Here is an 18836-nt window from a genome sequence, read left to right as displayed (position 1 = left end):
TCTATGACCCGCGCTTCCCCTCTTCTCGCCGCGTGCCTCGCTGTCGGCATCGCCGCTTCGCCGGTTCCGGCGCGCGCCGCCGAGGCGCCGTTCGAGCCGGGGCTGATGCGGCTGGCGGAAGTGCTGGGATCGCTGCATTTTCTGCGCAACCTGTGCGGTGAAAAGGGCGACCAGTGGCGGGTCGAAATGGAAAAGCTGCTCGAATCGGAAAATCCGGACCCTGACCGGCGCGCGCGCTTCATCGCCTCCTTCAACCGCGGCTACCGCTCCTTCAGCGGCACCTATACACGATGCACGCCTTCGGCGACCGAGGCCATCGCCCGCTACATGAAGGAAGGCGAGACGCTGTCGCGCGACATCGCTTCGCGCTACGGGAACTGAGGCGGCTCGGGCCGCCAATACGTTTTGCCCAGATTTCTTGCGACAATTGGCGCCAATGTGATGTGCCTTATTGTCTCCTGTCCCGCTCTGGTGCAATCATCTGTTGCGGTTTCGCAACAGTATTAATGAAACGTTAGCGCGCGATTGCGGAATTAACTCAAACTGAAGGTTTTGATGCCGCAAGCCGGCCTAATCGGCTAAGCTCGGCATCGATTGAGCGCAGTCTCGCCGACAATGTGAATTTCGACCCTAAAAATGTCGTATTTACAATGACTTACTTGAGACTGCGGACGAACTGACAGCCCAAGCCGGATCCACTGTTGGATCGCCGCTTGCAGTAAGGTGGACATCGCAATGGAACATGGTGTCAGCGACATCGACGCATTGGTCAGGGAAGAAAAACGCCTGACCGCCGTTGAGAGCCACAGCGAGGCATGGGCGGAAGGCCTGTCGGCCGGCATCGAGCCGGAAATCATCGCCGAGGCGGCGTTGGAGACGGCTTTCGGCGAGATGTTGCGCGCCAATGGCGAGACCTCGGCGCTGGCGCTGCTCGACCGCATGCGGGAAAAGGTGATCGCCGGCGCCTTCGAGCCTGAACGGCTGAAGCACTGAGCGTTTCACCGTTTCACGGAAACGGCGAACCACTTTATCTCTTTGTTTTTACGCAATTCCGGACGGAAAACCGCTCACACTTTTCCTGGAATTGCTCTAGTCATCTGTTTTGACAGCGACTTTTCGACAGTGACTTTTGACGAGTGCACGCCGTTTGGGCATCATGCCCATGCGCTTGACCATTCAAGGCGCCGCCCGGATCAGGCCGGGGAACAATGGAGAGGCAAGCGGTGAGATTTTCGATGTCAGGCCGGCCGCGCGGGCTGACGCTCAACATCCTGATCGCCGCTTCCTGCCTCGCGCTGCCTTTGTGCCTCGCCAGCACGCCTTCCTACGCACTGAGTGAGATCCAGCGCGAGGACCTGCCTTCCCCGGTGGCCCCGCCCGCCGACAGCGACAGCGCCGCGCCTGGCGCGACCGTGCCGATGCAGGAAGCGCCCGGCTCCAAGCCTTCGGACAGCGGCCAGCCGGCAGACGACACCGACAAGTCGGAGCCGGAAACGCCGCCCGCCAATGGCGGCATCACCAGCCCGCGCGCCGATCCGGACGCGCCGCCGCCGGCGGTCGTCTACGACCTCAACACGCTTCCTGAACCGGTCAAGCGCATGCATGGGCTGATCATCGAGGCCTGCCGTACCGGCGACATCGAGAAGCTGCGGCCGCTGATCGGCAAGGGCGATTCCATGACGCAATTGTCGCTGGGCGATATCGACGGCGACCCGATCACCTTTCTCAAGGGCCTCTCGGGCGACGGCGACGGCCAGGAGATCCTCGCCATCCTTGAAGAGGTGCTTTCGGCCGGCTATGTCCATGTCGACACCGGCACGCCGCAGGAACTCTATGTCTGGCCGTATTTCTTCGCGCTGCCGCTCGACAAGCTCGATGCCAGGCAACGCGTCGAATTGTTCAAGCTGGTCACGGCCAGCGATTATGACGACATGAAGCAGTTCGGCGCCTATATCTTCTACCGCGTCGGCATCACGCCGACAGGGCAGTGGCTGTTCTTTGTGGCCGGGGATTGAACCCCTTAGACCGGCAGCGCCTCGGAAAATTCCACCGCCCTGCCCTGGCCGGGTGTCGCGATCTCACCTTCCCACATGACGCGATTGCCGCGCAGGATGGTGCCGACCGGCCAGCCGGTGACCTCCCTGCCGTCATAGGGTGTCCAGCCGGCTTTGGAGCCGGCCTGGGCGTTGGTGATGGTCTCGCGCCGCTTCATGTCGACGACCGTGAAATCGGCATCGTAGCCGGCGGCGATGCGGCCCTTCCTGGCCATGCCGAAGATGCGCTGCGGGCCGTGGCTGGAAAGGTCGACGAAGCGCTGCAGCGTGAGCCGGCCGGCATTGACGTGGTCGAGCATGATCGGCACCAGCGTCTGCACGCCGGTCATACCGGACGGCGAGCCCGGATAGGTCTTCGCCTTCTCAGCCAGCGTGTGCGGCGCGTGGTCGGAGCCAAGAACATCGACGATCCCTTGATGAATGCCATGCCAGACGCCGTCACGGTGGCGGGCGGCGCGGACCGGCGGGTTCATCTGGATCAGCGTGCCAAGCCTGGCATAGTCGTCCGCCGTCAGCGTCAGATGATGCGGCGTCGCTTCGCAGGTCGCGACATCCTTGTGCTGCTCGAGGAAAACAATTTCTTCCGCGGTCGAGATGTGCAGCACATGGATGCGCGCGCGCGTCTGCCTGGCGATGCGCACCAGGCGCTCGGTGCAGCGCAGCGCCGCGATCTCGTCGCGCCAGACGGGATGCGACGACGGATCGCCCTCGACGCGCTCGCCGAGCCGCTCGCGCAGACGGAATTCGTCTTCCGAATGGAAGGCGGAGCGGCGGCGGGTGTTGCGCAGGATCGAGGCGACGCCTTCATCGTCCTCGACCAGAAGGTCGCCGGTGGACGAGCCCATGAACACTTTGATGCCGGCCGCTCCCGGCAACCGTTCCAGTTCGCCGACATCGCGAGCATTGTCGCGCGTGCCGCCGACCCAGAAGGCGAAATCGCAATGCATGCGGCCGGTGGCGCGGCGTACTTTGTCGGCCAGCGCCGCCTCGCTGGTGGTCAAAGGATTGGTGTTGGGCATTTCGAAGACGGCGGTGACGCCGCCCAGCACCGCCGCGCGGGAACCCGTCTCCAGGTCTTCCTTTTGTTCCAGCCCCGGTTCGCGGAAATGCACCTGGCTGTCGACGACGCCCGGCAGGATGTGCAGGCCGGTGCAGTCGATGGCCTCGCCGGCCGAAGCCTGGGCGAGATCGCCGATCCGCGCGATGCGTCCGCCCTTCACGCCGATGTCGCGGCGACCCTCCCCGTCATGGTTGACCACGGTGCCGCCTGTCAGGATGAGGTCGAAGGTGGTTGCCATGGGCAGGTCCAATCTCTTGCGGGGGGAGTGTGGCCGGCTTACGTAATGGCCGAACGTTTTGCAAGATCAGGCCGACTTTCCCTCATGCCCTTTACCCAGCTCAACGACCGCGCGCTCATTTCCGTGTCAGGCCCCGACGCCGAGCATTTCCTGCAGAACATCCTCACCACCAATCTCGATACGCTCCCGCACGGCGAGGCCAAACCCGGCGCGCTGCTTTCGCCGCAGGGCAAAATCCTGTTCGATTTCCTGATCTCGCGCGCCGGCGACAACGGTTTTCGGCTCGAATGCCGGGCCGACACCGCCGACGATTTCGTGCGCCGGCTGATGCTTTATCGGCTAAGGGCAAAGGCCGAGATTGCCAAGCAGGATCAGGTGGTTGTCACGGTCGCGTGGGGCGATGATTCAACCGTCTCATCTTCCGATTCAACGGCGCTTACCGACACGCGTTTTCGCGACGTGGCGGTGAGGCGCACTTATGGCGGCGGGGCAAAGGACGGTGGCGATCCTGATGGCTGGAAAGCCGTCCGCATCGCCAACGGCATCGCCGAAAGTGGCGCCGACTACCAGCTTGGCGACGCCTTCCCGCATGACGTGCTGCTCGACGAAACCGGCGGCGTCGGCTTCAAGAAGGGCTGCTATATCGGCCAGGAAGTGGTCTCGCGCATGCAGCATCGCGGCACCGCACGGCGCCGGGTTCTGATCGCATCGGCTGACGGCCCCCTGCCCGCTTCGGGAACCGAGCTTACCGTCGCCGGCCGGCCGGTGGGCGCGCTCGGCTCGGTTGGCGGCAGGACCGGACTTGCCATTGCCCGCATCGACCGGGTCAAGGCGGCGCTCGATGCCGGCGAGGCGATCCTGGCGGGCGAGGTTCCGGTGACGCTCGCGATTCCCGCCTGGGCGAAGTTCAGCTTCCCTGAAGGCGCGGCCAGCGCGGAGGAGGCCTGATGGCGGCCGACCGGGCCGGCGCGCCGCCGCGCGCCTGGCAACGCATGCTTTCGGGACGGCGGCTCGACCTTCTCGACCCCTCGCCGCTCGACATCGAGATCGCCGACATCGCGCATGGGCTCGCCCGCGTCGCCCGCTGGAACGGCCAGACCAGCGGCGACCATGCCTTCTCCGTCGCACAGCACTCGCTGCTGGTCGAGGCGCTCTATGGCGAGTTGGCACCGCAGGCCACGGCGGAGGCGCGGCTCGCCGCGCTGCTGCACGATGCGCCGGAATATGTCATCGGCGACATGATCTCGCCGTTCAAATCGGTGATGGGCGGCTCCTATAAGGATTGCGAGCTGCGCCTGCAGCGCGCGATCCATCTGCGTTTCTCGCTGCCGGCGGAGCTCGCCGCCTCCTTGCGCAAGGACATCAAGCGCGCCGACCAGATCGCCGCCTATTTCGAGGCGACGCTGCTGGCCGGCTTTTCGACGGCGGAAGCGACCGAGTATTTCGGCCGCCCGCGCGGCTTCTCCGCCGACCGCTTCGACCTCACGCCCAAATCCGTCACTTGGGCGCAAACGGCTTTCCTCAAGCGTTTCAAGACACTGGATGCCATGCGCCAGTCTTCGTTCGTCGCCAATTCGGTTATTTGAAAGAACGCTAAATTAACCGGCTACCAGGACAGTATAGCGTTCGGTCACGGTCCGAAGGCGTGCTCATGCCTGGCGTTCATGTCAAGACGGCTTCCACCGCCGGCAAGCGAAGAACGGCCGCTATCGGTCCGGCACGGCGGATTGCGGAGGAATTACGGGCCCAGAACGAGCGTTTCGCGGCCGCCGTCGAGAACATGTCGCATGGGCTATGCATGTTCGACGCCGATGAGCGGATGATCATCTGCAACCGCAATTACATCGATCTCTTCCGCCTCGACGCCAAGGTGGTGAAGCCTGGCATCCGATACTTCGACATTCTGCAGCACAGCGTCGATGTCGGCGTCGCCTCGCAAAGCGCCGAAGAACTCCATGCTATCCGGAAGCCCTATATCGACGGCGCCAAGCCTTCGACCTACGAGGAAGTCCTGTCCGACGGGCGCATCATCGTCATTTCCCATCGGCCCATCGCCGTCGGCGGCTGGGTTTCGATCTATGAGGACGTGACCGAGCGGCGGCGAGCCGAGGCGGAGCTGAAGGAGCAGCACCGTCGGTTCGACGCTGCTTTGGCCAACATGTCGCAGGGACTGTTGATGTACAGCGCCGAGGGCCGCCTGATCGTCCGCAACCAGCGCTTCCTGGATCTTTGCAACGCGAAGGCTGCCGATTTCACGCTCGGCATGACGCACCGTCAGATGCTGGAGAAACTCGTGGCTCTCGGCATCTTCGTGCCTGTTGAAGTCGACATAGAGGTGGAAAAGGCGAAGGCGGCGCTGGACGCGGGCCAGCCGCGCTCGAGCTATCGCGAACTGGTCGACGGCCGAACGCTCTTCGTCCTGCGGCGGCCGCTCGCCGGCGGCGGCTGGGTGGCGACCTTCGAGGACGTGACCGAGCGGCGCCGCGTCGAGGAGCGCATGACGCATCTTGCGCATCACGACACGCTGACAAACCTGCCCAACCGCTCGATGTTTCGCGAGAAGCTGGACCTAGCGCTTGGCGAGGCCAAGGCCAAGCCGCTGGCGATCCTCTCGCTCGACCTCGACCGCTTCAAGGCCGTCAACGACACATTCGGCCACCCGGCCGGAGACTGGCTGCTGAAATGCGTCGCCAAGCGGCTGCAGCACGCCGTGCGCGGCAGCAAGGACGTGGTGGCCCGCTTCGGCGGCGACGAGTTCGCCATCATCCAGTCCGGCATCAAGAGCGCCGCCGACGCCGAAAAGCTTGCCAAGCGCATCGTCGAGATCGTCGGCAAGCCCTATCGCGACAAGGGACGCGAAATGCATGTGGGCGTGAGCCTGGGCATCGCGCTCCATCCCGGTGACGGGCACGATGCCGACACGCTGCTCACCAATGCCGACATGGCGCTCTACCAGGGCAAGAGCGAAGGTCGCAACGTCTATCGCTTCTTCGAGCCGGGCATGGATGCCCTGATGCGGGAGCGCCGCGCGCTTGAGGCGGATCTTGAAGCAGCCGTTTCCAAGCGCGAGTTCGAGCTCGATTTCCAGCCGATCCTCAACATCGGCTCCGGCGAAATTGTCGGCGCGGAAGCCCTGATGCGCTGGCGCTCGCCATCGCGCGGCCTGGTGTCGCCGGAAAACTTCATCGCCGCCGCCGAGGAGACCGGACTGATCGTGCAGCTCGGCGATTGGGCGCTTCGCAAGGCTTGCAGCGTGGCCGCCCATTGGCCGCCGGAGATGCGCATGGCCGTCAACGTCTCGGCCGCACAGATCAAGAGCGGCGGCTTCGCCCGCAGCGTGATCTCGGCGCTCGCCTTTTCGGGCCTGCCGGCCAACCGCCTGGAACTCGAAATCACCGAAACAGTGATGATGGACGAAAGCGACGCGGTGCTGAGGACGCTCAGCCAATTGCGCGGTCTCGGCGTGCGCATCGCGCTCGACGATTTTGGCACCGGCTATTCCTCGCTCGGCTACCTCCGGCGCTTTCCAGTCGACAAGATCAAGATCGACCGCTCCTTCATCCGCGACCTCGACAGGCGCGACACGGCGGCGATCGTGCGCACCGTGATCGGTCTCGGCGCCGAGCTCGGCGTCATCGTCACCGCCGAAGGCGTCGAGACCGAAGCGCAGCTCGACATGCTGCGCAAGGCCGGCTGCGGCGAGGCGCAAGGCTATCTCATCGGCGTGCCGGCCAAAGCGGCCGACATGAGCCGGCTGCTGCGTTCGCCGGCGCTGCTGCGCCAGTCAGTCTGATATATATCCGCTGTCTCACTGACGCGTCGGTCGCTTAGCGCAGCGTCTCGATGTACTTCTCGTGGAAGCTCACATAGCCGCTCGACCACTTTGAGATGGCGCTCGATCAGCCGGTGGAATTCCGGCAGCTGGTGGAACGGGACGCCGGGATAGGCGTGGTGCTCGGCATGGTAAGGCATGTTCCAGGCGAGCTTGCGCACGAACCAGTTGGTCAGCGTCGTGCGGGTGTTTTCCAGCATGTTGGCGACGAAGGGACAGCGGCCGTGCTCGGCGAGCAAATAGAGCCTGAGGAACGGTTGGCCGAGCAGCGCGGGCACGATCCAGACAGTGAGCAGCACCGACGCCTTGAACCACACCGCGAGCGCCAACAGAACGAGATAGAAGGCGATCATCGCCCGCGCCTCGGCCTTCACCTTCGGCAGCCCCTTCGGCGGCACGTAGCTGTCCCGGCAGCGCCCCATCGCATTGGTGTAGAGCGTCTTGAAGTGGCCCCACCACACGGGCAGCCCTGAGACGTGGACGATGTATTGCCGCATCGTCTCGGGCTTCGGGAAGGCCAGCTCCGGATCGTTTTCCGGATCCTGAGTGAAGCGGTGATGGGCGAAATGGAAGTAGCGGAACCAGTCCGCCGGCAGCGCGATCGCCAGGCTGCAGAAGCGCGCGACCACATCGTTCAGCCATTGCGTTTCGAATGCCGTCCGGTGCACGGTTTCATGCATCAGGGTGAACAGGAAGATGATCAGGATGCCCTGGGGCAGCATCAGGACCGGCCAGAACGGCACTCGTGCCCCGATCAGCGCGCCAAGGACGGTGATCGCCCCGAGATGGAGCGCGAACTGGACAAGGCCCGGCCCATCCGATTTGCCGGTCAGCCGCCCGCGCTCCTCATTCGTCAGCGAGGCGATCACCTGGCGATGGTCGACGGTTTCGTGATGATCGATTGCGTTCATGAGTCACGATACTCCGGAAAGAAACCTTTCGAAAAACGAGGATTTCTGCGAAATAGATAATGTGAACTTATCTATTGGATTGTCATGGTCGCCCTTCCCTCCTTGCGCGGACTTCAGGCCTTCGAAGCGGCGGCGCGCACAGGCAGCTTTGCCGCCGCGGCGGAGGAACTGTCGATCTCGGCAGCGGCCGTTAGCCAGCTCATCCGCACCGTCGAGGAGCAGATGGGACGACAACTGTTCCACCGCATCAACCGGCGGGCCGTGCTGACCGAGGCCGGGGTAGAGATGCTGCCGCGGCTCAGCATGGCCTTGCGGGAAATCGGCAGCGTCGCGCGCGATGTCAGCGGCGACGCGTTCCGGCCGAGGCTCGTGATCTCAGTGCCGCCTTCCATGGCGATGGGCTGGCTTTCCGAGCGGCTCGCCGGCTTCGTCGAATCCCATGGCGCCGCCGATATATCGCTAAGAGGCGACGACGATCCGGTGCCCTTCGATCATGAATTGGTCGACATCCGGCTCTCTTACGGTCCTCATTATCGGGAGCATCCGACCGAGGAAATCGCCAGGGATGCCGTCTATCCCGTTTGCGCACCGACACTGGCCTCAACCAATAGCGAAAACCTTGCTGGCCTGCCGCTGATCCACACCGATTGGGGACCGACCGGCGCGTCCTTTCCATCCTGGCGCAACTGGTTCGAGGCGTCGGGAAGCGAGCCCGGCCGTGCGGCGCAGCGCGGCCTTTCGGCCAACTCCTCGCGTGCAGCACTCGATCTCGCCATTTCAGGGCTGGGCGTGGCGCTGGCGCAAGGCATCTATTGCGCGCAAGCGCTGGAGGATGGCAAACTGGTGCGGGCCGCAGCGCAGTCCTTGGAACTGCGCCAGCCCTATTGCCTGACGATCCCCGAACGCTGCGCGAGGCGCGATGCCGTTGCGGCGTTCCGGGAATGGCTGGTCGAGGAATGCCGGCGCGCCGTCGGATCGCCGGCGCTGGGCGTTGCTGCTCAGCGTCGTCTTTGACCGAATTGGCCTGCGGCGCGACGCGCCGGCTCGGCTACGGCTGCCTGTCGAACCGGCTGGGCACGCGGTCCGTCGGCAAATCCACCCGGCACGAGCCCAAGCACTATTATGGCGGCGATGAAACCGTATTGCAGAATGTCGAAGGTCAGTGGCGGAAGACTGCCGGGAAGAACCGAGATCGCGAGCTTCGGAGCAAGAATGCCGAACCCCACGGCGGCAGGCCAGCCAATGTCGCGCACGCGAGCAAACACCATCCAAATGATCGCAACGAGGGTGGCAAAGCCAATCGCCGCAAGCATCGAGATGTAAATCGTCCCGATGGCGGAGCTTTTTGCCTCCATGGCGATCGCCTGGGCGACGATGCCGGAGGCATGCTCCTCGGCGGATTTCGGAGCATCGTGCATCCCATAATCCGGGACTCTCAGTTCCTCGACAAAGGACCTCTGAGTACGGGCTATATTGTTGCCGTCAGCCGCATAGATTTGCTTCTGAACACCTTCTTTTGCCCCGACCAGAAAATGCTCGATCGGGTCCTTGGCAAAATCAAATCCGATCAAAAACACAAGAAGGAAAATGTAGAGTATTTGGCCGCAATTACCTGATTGAAACAGCCTGATCATCTTCTGAGAGCCTTGAGGCAATCCACAATACAGGCGGGATAGCAAATCGGGCTTAAGACGCAGTTAGACGGTTCCACGCAAACGGCTGCCGGGATCGTTGCTCAGAGATGCCCGGCCAGCGCAACCACCATGTCCTTGCTGCTGGCTACGGGAACGATCTCGAACTCCACGAGATCCGCCCATTCGATGACCCAGCGCTGCAGCACCGTCGCGTCATCGGCTTCGACCAGCATGAAGCAGCGGCTCATGTCACTCGCGATCCAGCTGTGATGCACCACGAGTTCATCCGGCTTCAGCCGGCCCTTGTCGCGGAAACGGCGGTAGATTTCCTTGCGGTCCGAACCGTGAAAATCCTCGATCACGAAGAACAGCATACTTTTCCCTCAGTTCGAATGATTCAGTACTGATGAAACCGAGGGAAGCGAGGAGGTGATGCCCAATTCTTCAATTCTCCAGTTCTTCAATTCCTCAGTTCCTCAGTTCCTGTTCCCCCGCCCCTACTTCTCCGGCCGCTCCAGGCGTTCCAGGAACCACTGCGTCAGCCGCACCCAGAGCTCGTCCTTCTCGCCGGAATCCTCCCAGCCATGATCGAGATTGGGATTGTCGTTGACCTCGATGACGAAGACCCCGTCCGTGGTCTCCTTGAGGTCGACGCCGTAGAGGCCGTCGCCTATGCATTTTGCCGCCCGCACAGCCGTCTCGACGACATGCGGCGGCGTCTGCTTCAGTGTAAAGGTCTTGATGCCGCCCTGGTCGGGCTTGCCGCTGGCCTTGTGGTTGACGATCTGCCAGTGCTTCTTTGCCATCAGGTAATGCACGGCAAACAGCGGCTGGCCGCCGAGCACGCCGACGCGCCAGTCATATTCGGTCGGGATGAATTTCTGCGCGATCAGGAGATCGGAATCTTCCAGCCACTCCGTCGCGAGCTTGGTGAGCTCCGCCATGTTCTCGCATTTCTTGACGCCGCGCGAGAAGGACGAATCCGGTATCTTCAGCACCAGCGGGAAGCCAAGCGTCTGCGCCGCCACTTCGGAGTCGGAGGTGCCGGCGATCATCACCGTCGGCGGCACCGGCACCTTGTTGTAGGTCATCAGCTCGTTGAGATAGACCTTGTTGGTGCAGCGGATCATCGACAGCGGGTCGTCGATCACCGGCATGCCTTCCTGCTGGGCGCGGCGCGCGAAGCGGTAGGTGTGGTTGGAGATCGACGTGGTCTCGCGGATGAACAGCGCGTCGTAATTTGCGAGCTTGGCGAGGTCCTTCCTGGTGATCGGCTCGACTTCGACGCCCATCTTCTCGGCGATCCGCGCCCAATAGCGCAATGAGGAAATCTCCGACGGCGGCAATTCCTCATGCGGGTCGACCAGCGTCGCAAAAGTATAGCGTGCCGGCGTGCGGCCCTTGGTGTCGCGCCATTCGCGGTTGGTATAGGTCTCCAGGCATTGCAGGAAGAGCTCTTCCTCGTCTTCGGTCATGCGGGCGAGCGGCAGGAAGCCGATCTTGCGGATCGAGGCCCATTCGGCGCTGTCCTTGATGTGCACCTCCAGCGCCGGCGCGCGGAACCAGTCGAACAACAGCTTGGCGAAACGGTCCCAGACTTTCGACGGGCCGATGCCGAAGAAGATCGCGACCTTCGCCGGAAAAATCCCGCCGAGGTCCTTGCGGCATTTGTTCAAGGCAAGCTCGAGTTCCGGCAGCGCGTGCTCGTAGAGCTTGCGCTCGGACAGGTCGATCATCGTCTCGACGGTTGGGATCACCCTATGGCCGCGCGAACCGGCCAGCAGCGAAGCGTAGTAGCCGCGGCTCTGATAGCCGTAATTGTTCGACAGGTTGATCACTTTCGGCCGCTGGCCGCGGAACAGCGCCGGATGCGCGAGATAGTCGCGGTTGGTGATGATCTTGTGGGGTGTGGCCACCTGATCGAGATCGTTCTGCCTGCCCGTGAGGATTACCCAGGTCATTGTTCAGCGTTTTCCCAGAGTGATGGCGGCGCGCAGACCGTCGCGGCCGAACTGCGCCATATTCATGAAGATGTCGTAGGGCACTGGAATGTTCGCGGCATCGAGTATGGTTTCCTGCCTTTCATCCTCGACCCATGGGTCGTGGATCAGGATATGGTCGCCATCGTCGCCGATGGCCAGCACCCAATGCGGCACCTTCTTGCCGAACATAAGGAATCCGCTGACCAGCACCAGCACCAGCTTGCCGTCGGCGAGGGCTTGGCGGATATCGCCGATGCCGAACGGACGGTAGTTGACGGGGATGCCGTAGAGTTCGGCGCGGCGGCGGAAATCGACCTGGGCGAGCTCCATCACGCGGCGCTTGTCCTCGCTCCTCACCGACTGCAGGAACAGCGCGCCGTAGAAGGAGACGAATATCTCGGCGGCGAGTCCGCTCTCATAGCCGGCGACGGCCAGGCCGAAAGGCTCGCAGCCGCCCGGACCCGACATCATAAAGACCGTGGTCGCCTCGCGCCACAGGCGGATTTCCATGACCGGATCGGGCACGAAGCCCCGGTCGAAATTCGCCATCGCCATCATCAGGCAGCAAGGGCCGCAGGTGAACTCGCAGGTCTGCTGGTAGAACGGCACTTTGGTTGCCGTGGGCGTGTCGCCGCGCAGCGTCTTTTCATAGCGCAGCGCGGTCGCGCCATCCTCGTAATAGTCGGGCTCGCGGCCCAGTTTCCGATAGCCGGCCTGCTCATAGATGCGGATGGCGCGATCATTGTCCTCGCGCACTTCGAGGCGCAGCAACAGCCGGTCGTGCTCGAAGGCCGCCTCTTCTGCGGCCGCGAGCAGGAGCCGGCCGATACCGAGCCGGCCGAAAAAGGGACCGACAGCGATGGAATAGAGCCGCGCGACGCCGCTGCCCTTACGAAACAGCACCACCGCATAACCGGCGACCCGGCCCTCGTTCTCGGCCACCAGCATCTCGGCGGTTTCGCGTTCGATGAACTGGCGGAAGGAGCGGCGCGAGAGCCTGTCGCCCGGAAAAACAGCCTTCTCGATGGCGGCGAGGTCATCGACGTCTGACGCGCGGGCCTTGCGGATCTCGACAGGCATACGGGCTTGGGAGAACCTCGATTGGGTTTAAGAAACGGCCCCGGTGGATGCGTCGCGAATACTGGCCGAAGCGCCAGTATTCATCAAGCGCTATCGCTCCTTGATTAGGGCCGAATTGTGACAGTTTCCGCCGCGGCAGCAAAGGGTCGATCGTTTGAACAGAATTGCTGTTCAAGCGACTGCCGGCCGCCGAAAAACGCAGCCGGTTCAGCTCGATATGCCGGCCACGAGCTGGCCATAGGCGCTCTTTGCGACGTCCGACAGGCGCTCCGGCGGCAATGAGCCGACGACCGCGCAGGCGTAGCCCTTGTCGAGCCAATAGACTGCTTCCGGTCCGCCCGTCTCGGCCGCGTAGGTGCCCTTCGATGTCTCCGACGAGTCGGCGGTGACGTAGAGCGAGATGCGCTCGCCCTTGGCATCCTCGTAGAGCAGCATTGCCGCCTTGCCTTGCTCACCAGCCGGCAGCAGCCGGCCGCCGACCAGCTGGAAGCCCTCGGCCGCAAGATCGGGCGCGACCAGCTTCAGCCCGACGCGGTTCGACAGCCAGGTCTGGAGATGGTCCTTGTCGCTCGCCGGGACTTCGACGGCGTGGCGCTTCTCGGCAGCGTAGGTAACATGGGCGGCGATTGCCTGCTCGGCGAGCTGGTCGTCGCCTTCGCCGCCACGGGCGATGCTGTCGACGCCGGCGACATAGCCGCCGAGCCCGCCGACCGCTAGCATCACGGCAGCGGCAGCCGACAGCCACCAGCGCGAGCGCCAGGCCGATGCTTTTGCAGGCGCCTCGCCAAGCACGACCTGCCGCAGCCTCGCCGGCACCGGCTCGTCCATCACGCCCGCGAAGGCGGAGCGCATGGCGGCGCGGTCGGCAATGTAGCGCGCGGACTTCGCCTTCATCTCGGGATTGGCCTCGAGCCAGGCATCGTAAGCCATGCGCTCCTCGCCCGGCAGCTCGCCGTCGAGGGCCATATGGATATCGCGTTCGGAAAAATCGCGGCGGGTCATTTCTCGACGATCCTTATCGAGCGGCGGCGCGATGTGTCGTCGAGCAATCCCCGCAGTTCCTCGCGGCCACGCGCGATGCGCGACATCAGCGTGCCGGCCGGCACGCCAAGGATGTTGGCGGCCTCGGCATAGGAAAAGCCCTCGATGGCGACCATCACCAACGCCGCGCGGCGATCGGGGCTGATCGCCTGCAGGGCATCCATGATCTCGCGCGAGGCGATGGTCTCGACCTGCTCGGCGGGCGCGGCTTGGGCCTCACCGGCTTCGAGAGGCAGCATCGCCGCCTCGCCGCGCCGGTTGACCTTGCGCATCTGGTCGATGAACAAGTGATGCATGATCGTAAACAGCCACCTCCGGGGGCTTTCTCCAGTCTGCCAGTTGTCGAGCCGCACAAGCGCCCGCTCCAGGCAGTCCTGGACAAGGTCGTCGGCGGAATCGCGGTCGCGCAGCAACGAGCGCGCATAGCGCCGCAACCGCGGTATTTCGCTCAGGATCGCTGCCTTCTTGTCGTCCATGACCGCTTGTTTCGTGGTCGCCTTCCATCCCGATAGAACGCGCCTTCCCGACGCGGTGCAAGCAGTCAGCGCGAAGCGGCCGAACCGCTGCGATTACCCAAGCACGTGAATAACGCGGGCGCGGGCCGGTTTATTCCCGGCTATCCACTTGTTCCTGCAAGTTTTCAGGCTTATCCCGCGCCGCCCTCGTCAGCAGCCGCTGGTAGAACAGCCCGATGCCGATCAGCACCGCACCAAGGCCGATGAAGGAGAGCGCGCGCAGCACACCTTCCAGCTCCGACATGTCGAAGAGGAAGACCTTCACCACCGCGACCGCGATCAGCACCGCGGAGGCGATGCGCAGCACCTGCGATTTCAGCCAGACGCCGGCGGTGAGCAGCGCCACGCCGATGACCAGCCACAGCGCCGAATAGGTGTAGGTCTCGAGCTGGCCAAGCCCGCTCCACAAGGCGATGAACTCGCCCTTGAACAGGCGGCGCACCGAAAGCGTGGCATAGGCGAAGGCAAGCAGCGCGGCGATCAAGGCCAGCATCGCCGCATACCATCGCGGGCGCTTGTCGCGGACATAGAGCGCCAGCGCGACGGCGGCGGCGGCGATGGCCGGCAGCAGATAAGCGAGGAACAGAAGGTTGAAGACCGGGATCGTGCCGGTCGACTCATCCGTCAGCAGCGGGTTCAGCACCACGAAATGCTGAATGGCGATGAGGCCCGCCGAGATCACGCCGGCGGCAATCGAGCCATAGCGCAGAACCGAGCTCGGCGAGCGCATGTCGATGGCGACCAGTATGGCGCCGGCGCCGAGCGCGATGAGCGTGTAGATCGCCTGCTCGGCGAGGGTCACCGCACCGGTGTCGATAACGCCGCCATGCATCGCGTGGCGCACCAGCATGGCGATGGTGAGCAGCGCGAACAGCGCCGAGGCCGCCTCCATGGCAAGGCGCGGCCGGCCGCTGGTGGTGCGGGCGAGCTGCCAGGCGGCGAAGCCGAAGGCGATCGCCGGCACGCCATAGCCCGGCAGCAGCCAGTTGAAGACCGGTGTCCTCGACAGAAACGCCGCGCCGACGATGGTCGGATCGAAGGCGACGCGGCCGAGCATGGCGACCGCCGCACCCACCGCGATCCAGCCGAGCACAGGGTAAGAGCGCCAGCGCGTGGCCAGCGCCGGCAGAATGGCGGCGGCGCCAATCAGCACGGTCGTCCAGGCCGAGCCAAATGCCATGTGCAGCATCAGCAGGCCGGCAACGCCGGCGCCGCCCAACGCGAACGACACCGCCGGGCCGCCGGCGAGCGGCGGCGGCTCGGCGCGCGCGATCCATTCGCCGCCGGCAGCAAAGACGAGCATCAGCAGCAGCGCCGGCAGCGCATAGCCGAGGTCGCGGTCGATATCGCCGAAGGTCAGCCACAGGGCGGCCAGCACCACCAGCGGGGCAATGACGCCCCAGGCTGCCCAGCAAGCCGCGCGTGTCGCAGCGGTGGCGGCGAGGCGGCGCGCCGCCCAGAAGCCGGCGGCGAGGAAGATCAGGGCAAGCGCGATGCCGATGCGGAACGTCAGCGTGTCGGACGACGCCAAGGGCTGGGCGTCCAGCCCGACATCGAGCGCATCGGCGCCGATGGTGGCGGGCGGGATGATGCCGAGATAGATCAGCACGGTGGCGATGCCGGCGGCAAAGACCAGCGGAAGCGCGCGCGGCCGGTAGAGCGCCACCGCGACCAGCGCGGCCAGCAGGACGGCGCCGTGCAATGCATCGCCGGCGCTGGCAAAAGCCGGATCGACGGACAGGCCCAGCGCGCTTAGGGCGATGAAGAAGCCGGGCACGATCGATGGCCAGTCGAAGCCACGGGCCGCTTCGTCGCGGCCAGTGGTCAAGAACGGGGCGAGCCAGACGAAGGCAAGCACCGCCAGCGTGGCGAGGCTGATGAACAGCACGGCCGCAAGGTTCACGTCCGGCGCGTCGACCATGTAGAGGATGGTCCAGATGCCCGTGCCGGCGAAAGCGGCCGCCATAAGCGCCTTCCAGTCGCGGATGCGGGCGGTTGCCGCGCTCGCCGCAAGCACGATCGCCAGATAGACGAACAAGGCCCAGGGATTGGGCGCCTGCGATGCCACCAACGCCGGCGTGACCATGGCGCCGACGAGGCCGATGCCGGCCAGCGCCAGACCATGCACTAACGAGGCGCCAATGGTGGCGACGCCGATGACGCCAAGCAGCGCAAAGGCGGTCGCCGGCCCGATGAAGCCATAGATGCCATGCGCCGCGTAGACCGTGCCGAACAGGATGAAGGCGCCGGCGCCGGTCAGTATCGCGGGGATATAGGCGCTGGCGGCGCCCTGCACCGGCACCCTGAAGCCGGTGCGGCGGATGAATTCAGCGCCGGCAATCAGCGCCAGGCCGAGGATGCCGGCCATGGTGAGACGCACGCCGGGACCGAAGATGCCGGCCTCGATGGTGTAGCGAATCAGGAACAGGCCACCCAGCGCAAGCGCGATGCCGCCGACCCAGACCGCCCAGCGCGTGCCCAGCGCCGTCTCGACATCCGTCTGGCGCGCCGCCTTGGCGGATACGGCCGACCCGGTGGCCGGCGCTTCGGCCACGGGTTGAGATTGCTTCGGTTCGGATGGCTCGGCGGATTGCGCCGTGGCCGGCCGGGCCTTCGTCCAGGGTCCGGCCACGGCCTCGCCTTCGGCGGCCTCGGGCTTTGCGACGAGCTCCTCGGCAACGGTCGTGCCGTCGGCCAACGGCGCGACAGGCGCCGCAACTGCCTTGGCCTCCTCGGGAAGACCTTCCTTCGCGATGTCCGCCTTGGGCGCGGACAGCGAAGCTCCCGACTGAACCAGGCCTCGGAGGATGCCGAGCTCGCGCTCGACCAGCGCGATGCGGTTCTGCTGTCGTGACACGATGACGAAAAGAGCTATGACGGCGGCAATGGCGATCAGGCTGAAAAACATGGTGGTTTCCCTCAAAACCAGACCAGTCGTGGTCAACAAATGCGGCGGTGACACGACTGACCCAAATCAGCGTCTTGCCAATCAACAAGATCGGGCCGGCTAACAAGATCGAGCATGTTTCGCGGCCGATTGCCAGCAACTTGCCTGGTTATCCAATGGCGGGCCGCCGAGGCTGTCGGTATTGCAGGCGAGATTGCGTGACCTCTGCCCCGAAGTACTCGTGCTAGTCTCGCGCGATCAAAGGAATGCCGTGAGGTGACCGATGCCGCAGCGAAGTGCCGGGCTGCTGATCCACAGACACACAGGCGGTGTGTTCGAATTTCTGCTCGTCCATCCAGGCGGTCCGTTCTGGGCGCGCAAGGATGAAGGCGCGTGGTCGATACCGAAGGGACTGATCGGCGACAATGAGGATGAGCTCGAAGCCGCCAAACGGGAAGTCGAGGAGGAGCTCGGCGTCGCCATCGACGGCGACTTCCAGCCGCTCGGCAGCTACAGGCAGCCGGGCGGCAAGATCGTGGTGGCATGGAGCGTCGAGGCCGATGTCGACACTAACGCCATCAAGAGCAACATGTTCACCCTGGAGTGGCCGCCAAAATCGGGAAAGATGAAGGCGTTCCCCGAAGTGGATCGGGCCGGCTGGTTTTCGCCGGCCGAAGCCGGCGTCAAGATCCTGAAAGGCCAGCGCTCCATGCTCGACGATTTCCTGGAACGGCGCGGCGCCGACTAGGCGTCTGCCCGCTATCCTGCCTCGCCCACACCCGCCTTCACCGCCGCATGATGCCGGCGTAGCGCGGCGAGGAAGCCGGCGCGGGCGTCGGGCGGCTCGAGGCCGCGCGGCTCGTAAACATGGCGGGCGAAGAAGAAGCCGCTCAGCCGGAAGGCGTCTTCCAGTGCTGCCGCGTCGGCGCGCAGGCCGGAGCCGCGCTGCAGAAAGGCTGGCAGTGCCAGCATCTTGTCGTGCCAGGCCGCACCCGCTTCGCGCGACACGGCGCGTCCGGACTTCGGCGAGACATAAGCGAGATCCTGTCTTGTGCCGGTCGCCGCGCATTGGCTGAGATCGAGGCCGAAGCCCAGTTCATCGAGGATGAGCAGCTCGAAGCGCGCCACCAGCTCGCCCGCCGCGTCGGCGTCGCCAAGATGGGAGATCATCACGGCAAGCGCCTCGTAGAGACCGCCATGGGCGTCGCGCTCGGGCAGGAGCCTCAGATGCGCGGCCATGGTCTGCAGGCCATAGACGGCAACCGCGCTGTCCATCAACCGCGCCGCGTTCATCTCGATCGCCTCGGCCTGGAAGACGCCGAGATGCTCGTCGAGCCGCGCCCGCCACAGAAGGTCGACGCGATTGCCGGGCTGCAGCACCGGCTGCTGCTTGCGCGAGCGCCCTCCCCGCACAAGGCCAAGATGGCGGCCATGGGTGCGCGTCATCACCTCGAGGATGGCGCTGGTTTCGCCATGCCTGCGGGTGCCGAGAACGATTCCCTCGTCGCGCCATTCCATGGATCGAGCTTTTCACCCGTTGCGCGGCGAAATCAAGGTTTCGACACGCCGGGCTCGATCTGTGCTGACATCCTCTGATCCCGT

At 64.5% G+C, this 18836-nt stretch carries 18 protein-coding genes; 8 read left to right on the top strand and 10 right to left on the bottom strand.

What is annotated here, in order from left to right; all coding sequences use genetic code 11:
- Window positions 1-3: 3 nt before the first annotated feature.
- From EJ068_RS26195 to EJ068_RS26185, 3 genes are all read left to right on the top strand, one after another.
- Window positions 4-381, top strand: a complete 378-nt coding sequence (locus EJ068_RS26195) for a TIGR02301 family protein (RefSeq protein WP_126083460.1) — start codon at window positions 4-6, stop codon at window positions 379-381.
- A gap of 354 nt (window positions 382-735) precedes the next feature.
- Complete coding sequence (locus EJ068_RS26190) at window positions 736-993, top strand: hypothetical protein (protein ID WP_040984202.1); 258 nt, start codon at window positions 736-738, stop codon at window positions 991-993.
- Window positions 994-1223: 230 nt separating this feature from the next.
- Window positions 1224-2015: a hypothetical protein gene (locus EJ068_RS26185; RefSeq protein ID WP_189512567.1), complete on the top strand. Its 792-nt coding sequence runs from the start codon at window positions 1224-1226 to the stop codon at window positions 2013-2015.
- Between the two features lie 5 nt (window positions 2016-2020).
- On the opposite strand, the gene EJ068_RS26180 is transcribed toward EJ068_RS26185, so the two are convergent.
- Window positions 2021-3352, bottom strand: a complete 1332-nt coding sequence (locus EJ068_RS26180) for a dihydroorotase (RefSeq protein WP_127386408.1) — start codon at window positions 3350-3352, stop codon at window positions 2021-2023.
- 84 nt (window positions 3353-3436) lie between these two features.
- Between EJ068_RS26180 and EJ068_RS26175 the strand changes: the two genes are divergently transcribed.
- The 3 genes from EJ068_RS26175 to EJ068_RS26165 all read left to right on the top strand — a co-directional run bounded on the left by EJ068_RS26175 (window position 3437) and on the right by EJ068_RS26165 (window position 7145).
- Window positions 3437-4300 carry a folate-binding protein YgfZ gene (locus EJ068_RS26175; protein ID WP_127253589.1) on the top strand — a complete coding sequence of 288 codons (864 nt, stop codon included), beginning with the start codon at window positions 3437-3439 and terminating at the stop codon, window positions 4298-4300.
- Entirely contained in the window at window positions 4300-4938 is a 639-nt protein-coding gene (locus tag EJ068_RS26170) for an HD family hydrolase (RefSeq protein ID WP_127253590.1), read from the top strand. Before EJ068_RS26175 ends, EJ068_RS26170 begins: the two co-directional genes overlap by 1 nt.
- Window positions 4939-5003: 65 nt before the next feature.
- A complete protein-coding gene (locus tag EJ068_RS26165) occupies window positions 5004-7145 on the top strand; it encodes an EAL domain-containing protein (protein ID WP_127253591.1) in 2142 nt (713 codons plus the stop codon).
- On the opposite strand, the gene EJ068_RS26160 is transcribed toward EJ068_RS26165, so the two are convergent.
- Window positions 7064-8095 carry a fatty acid desaturase family protein gene (locus EJ068_RS26160; protein WP_245463229.1) on the bottom strand — a complete coding sequence of 344 codons (1032 nt, stop codon included), beginning with the start codon at window positions 8093-8095 and terminating at the stop codon, window positions 7064-7066. The genes EJ068_RS26165 and EJ068_RS26160 overlap by 82 nt on opposite strands.
- Window positions 8096-8179: 84 nt before the next feature.
- Here EJ068_RS26160 and EJ068_RS26155 point away from each other — a divergent pair, with 84 nt between their 5' ends.
- Window positions 8180-9109, top strand: coding sequence for a LysR substrate-binding domain-containing protein (locus tag EJ068_RS26155; RefSeq protein WP_127253593.1), 930 nt, complete (start codon window positions 8180-8182; stop codon window positions 9107-9109).
- On the opposite strand, the gene EJ068_RS26150 is transcribed toward EJ068_RS26155, so the two are convergent.
- The 7 genes from EJ068_RS26150 to EJ068_RS26120 form a co-directional block, all read right to left on the bottom strand.
- Entirely contained in the window at window positions 9094-9729 is a 636-nt protein-coding gene (locus EJ068_RS26150) for a hypothetical protein (RefSeq protein WP_127253198.1), read from the bottom strand. The genes EJ068_RS26155 and EJ068_RS26150 overlap by 16 nt on opposite strands.
- A 101-nt stretch (window positions 9730-9830) precedes the next feature.
- Window positions 9831-10103 carry a DUF3303 family protein gene (locus EJ068_RS26145; protein ID WP_126078303.1) on the bottom strand — a complete coding sequence of 91 codons (273 nt, stop codon included), beginning with the start codon at window positions 10101-10103 and terminating at the stop codon, window positions 9831-9833.
- A 123-nt stretch (window positions 10104-10226) separates the two neighbouring features.
- Complete coding sequence (locus EJ068_RS26140) at window positions 10227-11690, bottom strand: RimK family protein (protein WP_126078304.1); 1464 nt, start codon at window positions 11688-11690, stop codon at window positions 10227-10229.
- A 3-nt stretch (window positions 11691-11693) separates the two neighbouring features.
- Window positions 11694-12791 carry a GNAT family N-acetyltransferase/peptidase C39 family protein gene (locus EJ068_RS26135; protein ID WP_127253196.1) on the bottom strand — a complete coding sequence of 366 codons (1098 nt, stop codon included), beginning with the start codon at window positions 12789-12791 and terminating at the stop codon, window positions 11694-11696.
- Window positions 12792-12998: 207 nt separating this feature from the next.
- A complete protein-coding gene (locus EJ068_RS26130) occupies window positions 12999-13793 on the bottom strand; it encodes an anti-sigma factor (protein WP_126078306.1) in 795 nt (264 codons plus the stop codon).
- Entirely contained in the window at window positions 13790-14308 is a 519-nt protein-coding gene (locus EJ068_RS26125; protein ID WP_126078307.1) for an RNA polymerase sigma factor, read from the bottom strand. The genes EJ068_RS26130 and EJ068_RS26125 overlap by 4 nt, the downstream gene beginning before the upstream one ends.
- A gap of 130 nt (window positions 14309-14438) precedes the next feature.
- Window positions 14439-17255, bottom strand: coding sequence for a DUF2339 domain-containing protein (locus EJ068_RS26120; RefSeq protein WP_127253194.1), 2817 nt, complete (start codon window positions 17253-17255; stop codon window positions 14439-14441).
- A gap of 262 nt (window positions 17256-17517) precedes the next feature.
- Here EJ068_RS26120 and EJ068_RS26115 point away from each other — a divergent pair, with 262 nt between their 5' ends.
- Window positions 17518-17982: an NUDIX domain-containing protein gene (locus EJ068_RS26115; protein WP_126078309.1), complete on the top strand. Its 465-nt coding sequence runs from the start codon at window positions 17518-17520 to the stop codon at window positions 17980-17982.
- 11 nt (window positions 17983-17993) lie between these two features.
- On the opposite strand, the gene recO is transcribed toward EJ068_RS26115, so the two are convergent.
- Window positions 17994-18752: a DNA repair protein RecO gene (gene recO / locus EJ068_RS26110; protein ID WP_126078310.1), complete on the bottom strand. Its 759-nt coding sequence runs from the start codon at window positions 18750-18752 to the stop codon at window positions 17994-17996.
- Window positions 18753-18836 lie beyond the last annotated feature (84 nt).

The organism is Mesorhizobium sp. M2A.F.Ca.ET.043.02.1.1 (assembly GCF_003952405.1).
Classification (GTDB): domain Bacteria; phylum Pseudomonadota; class Alphaproteobacteria; order Rhizobiales; family Rhizobiaceae; genus Mesorhizobium.
This window is presented reverse-complemented; position numbering and strand designations above follow the sequence as displayed.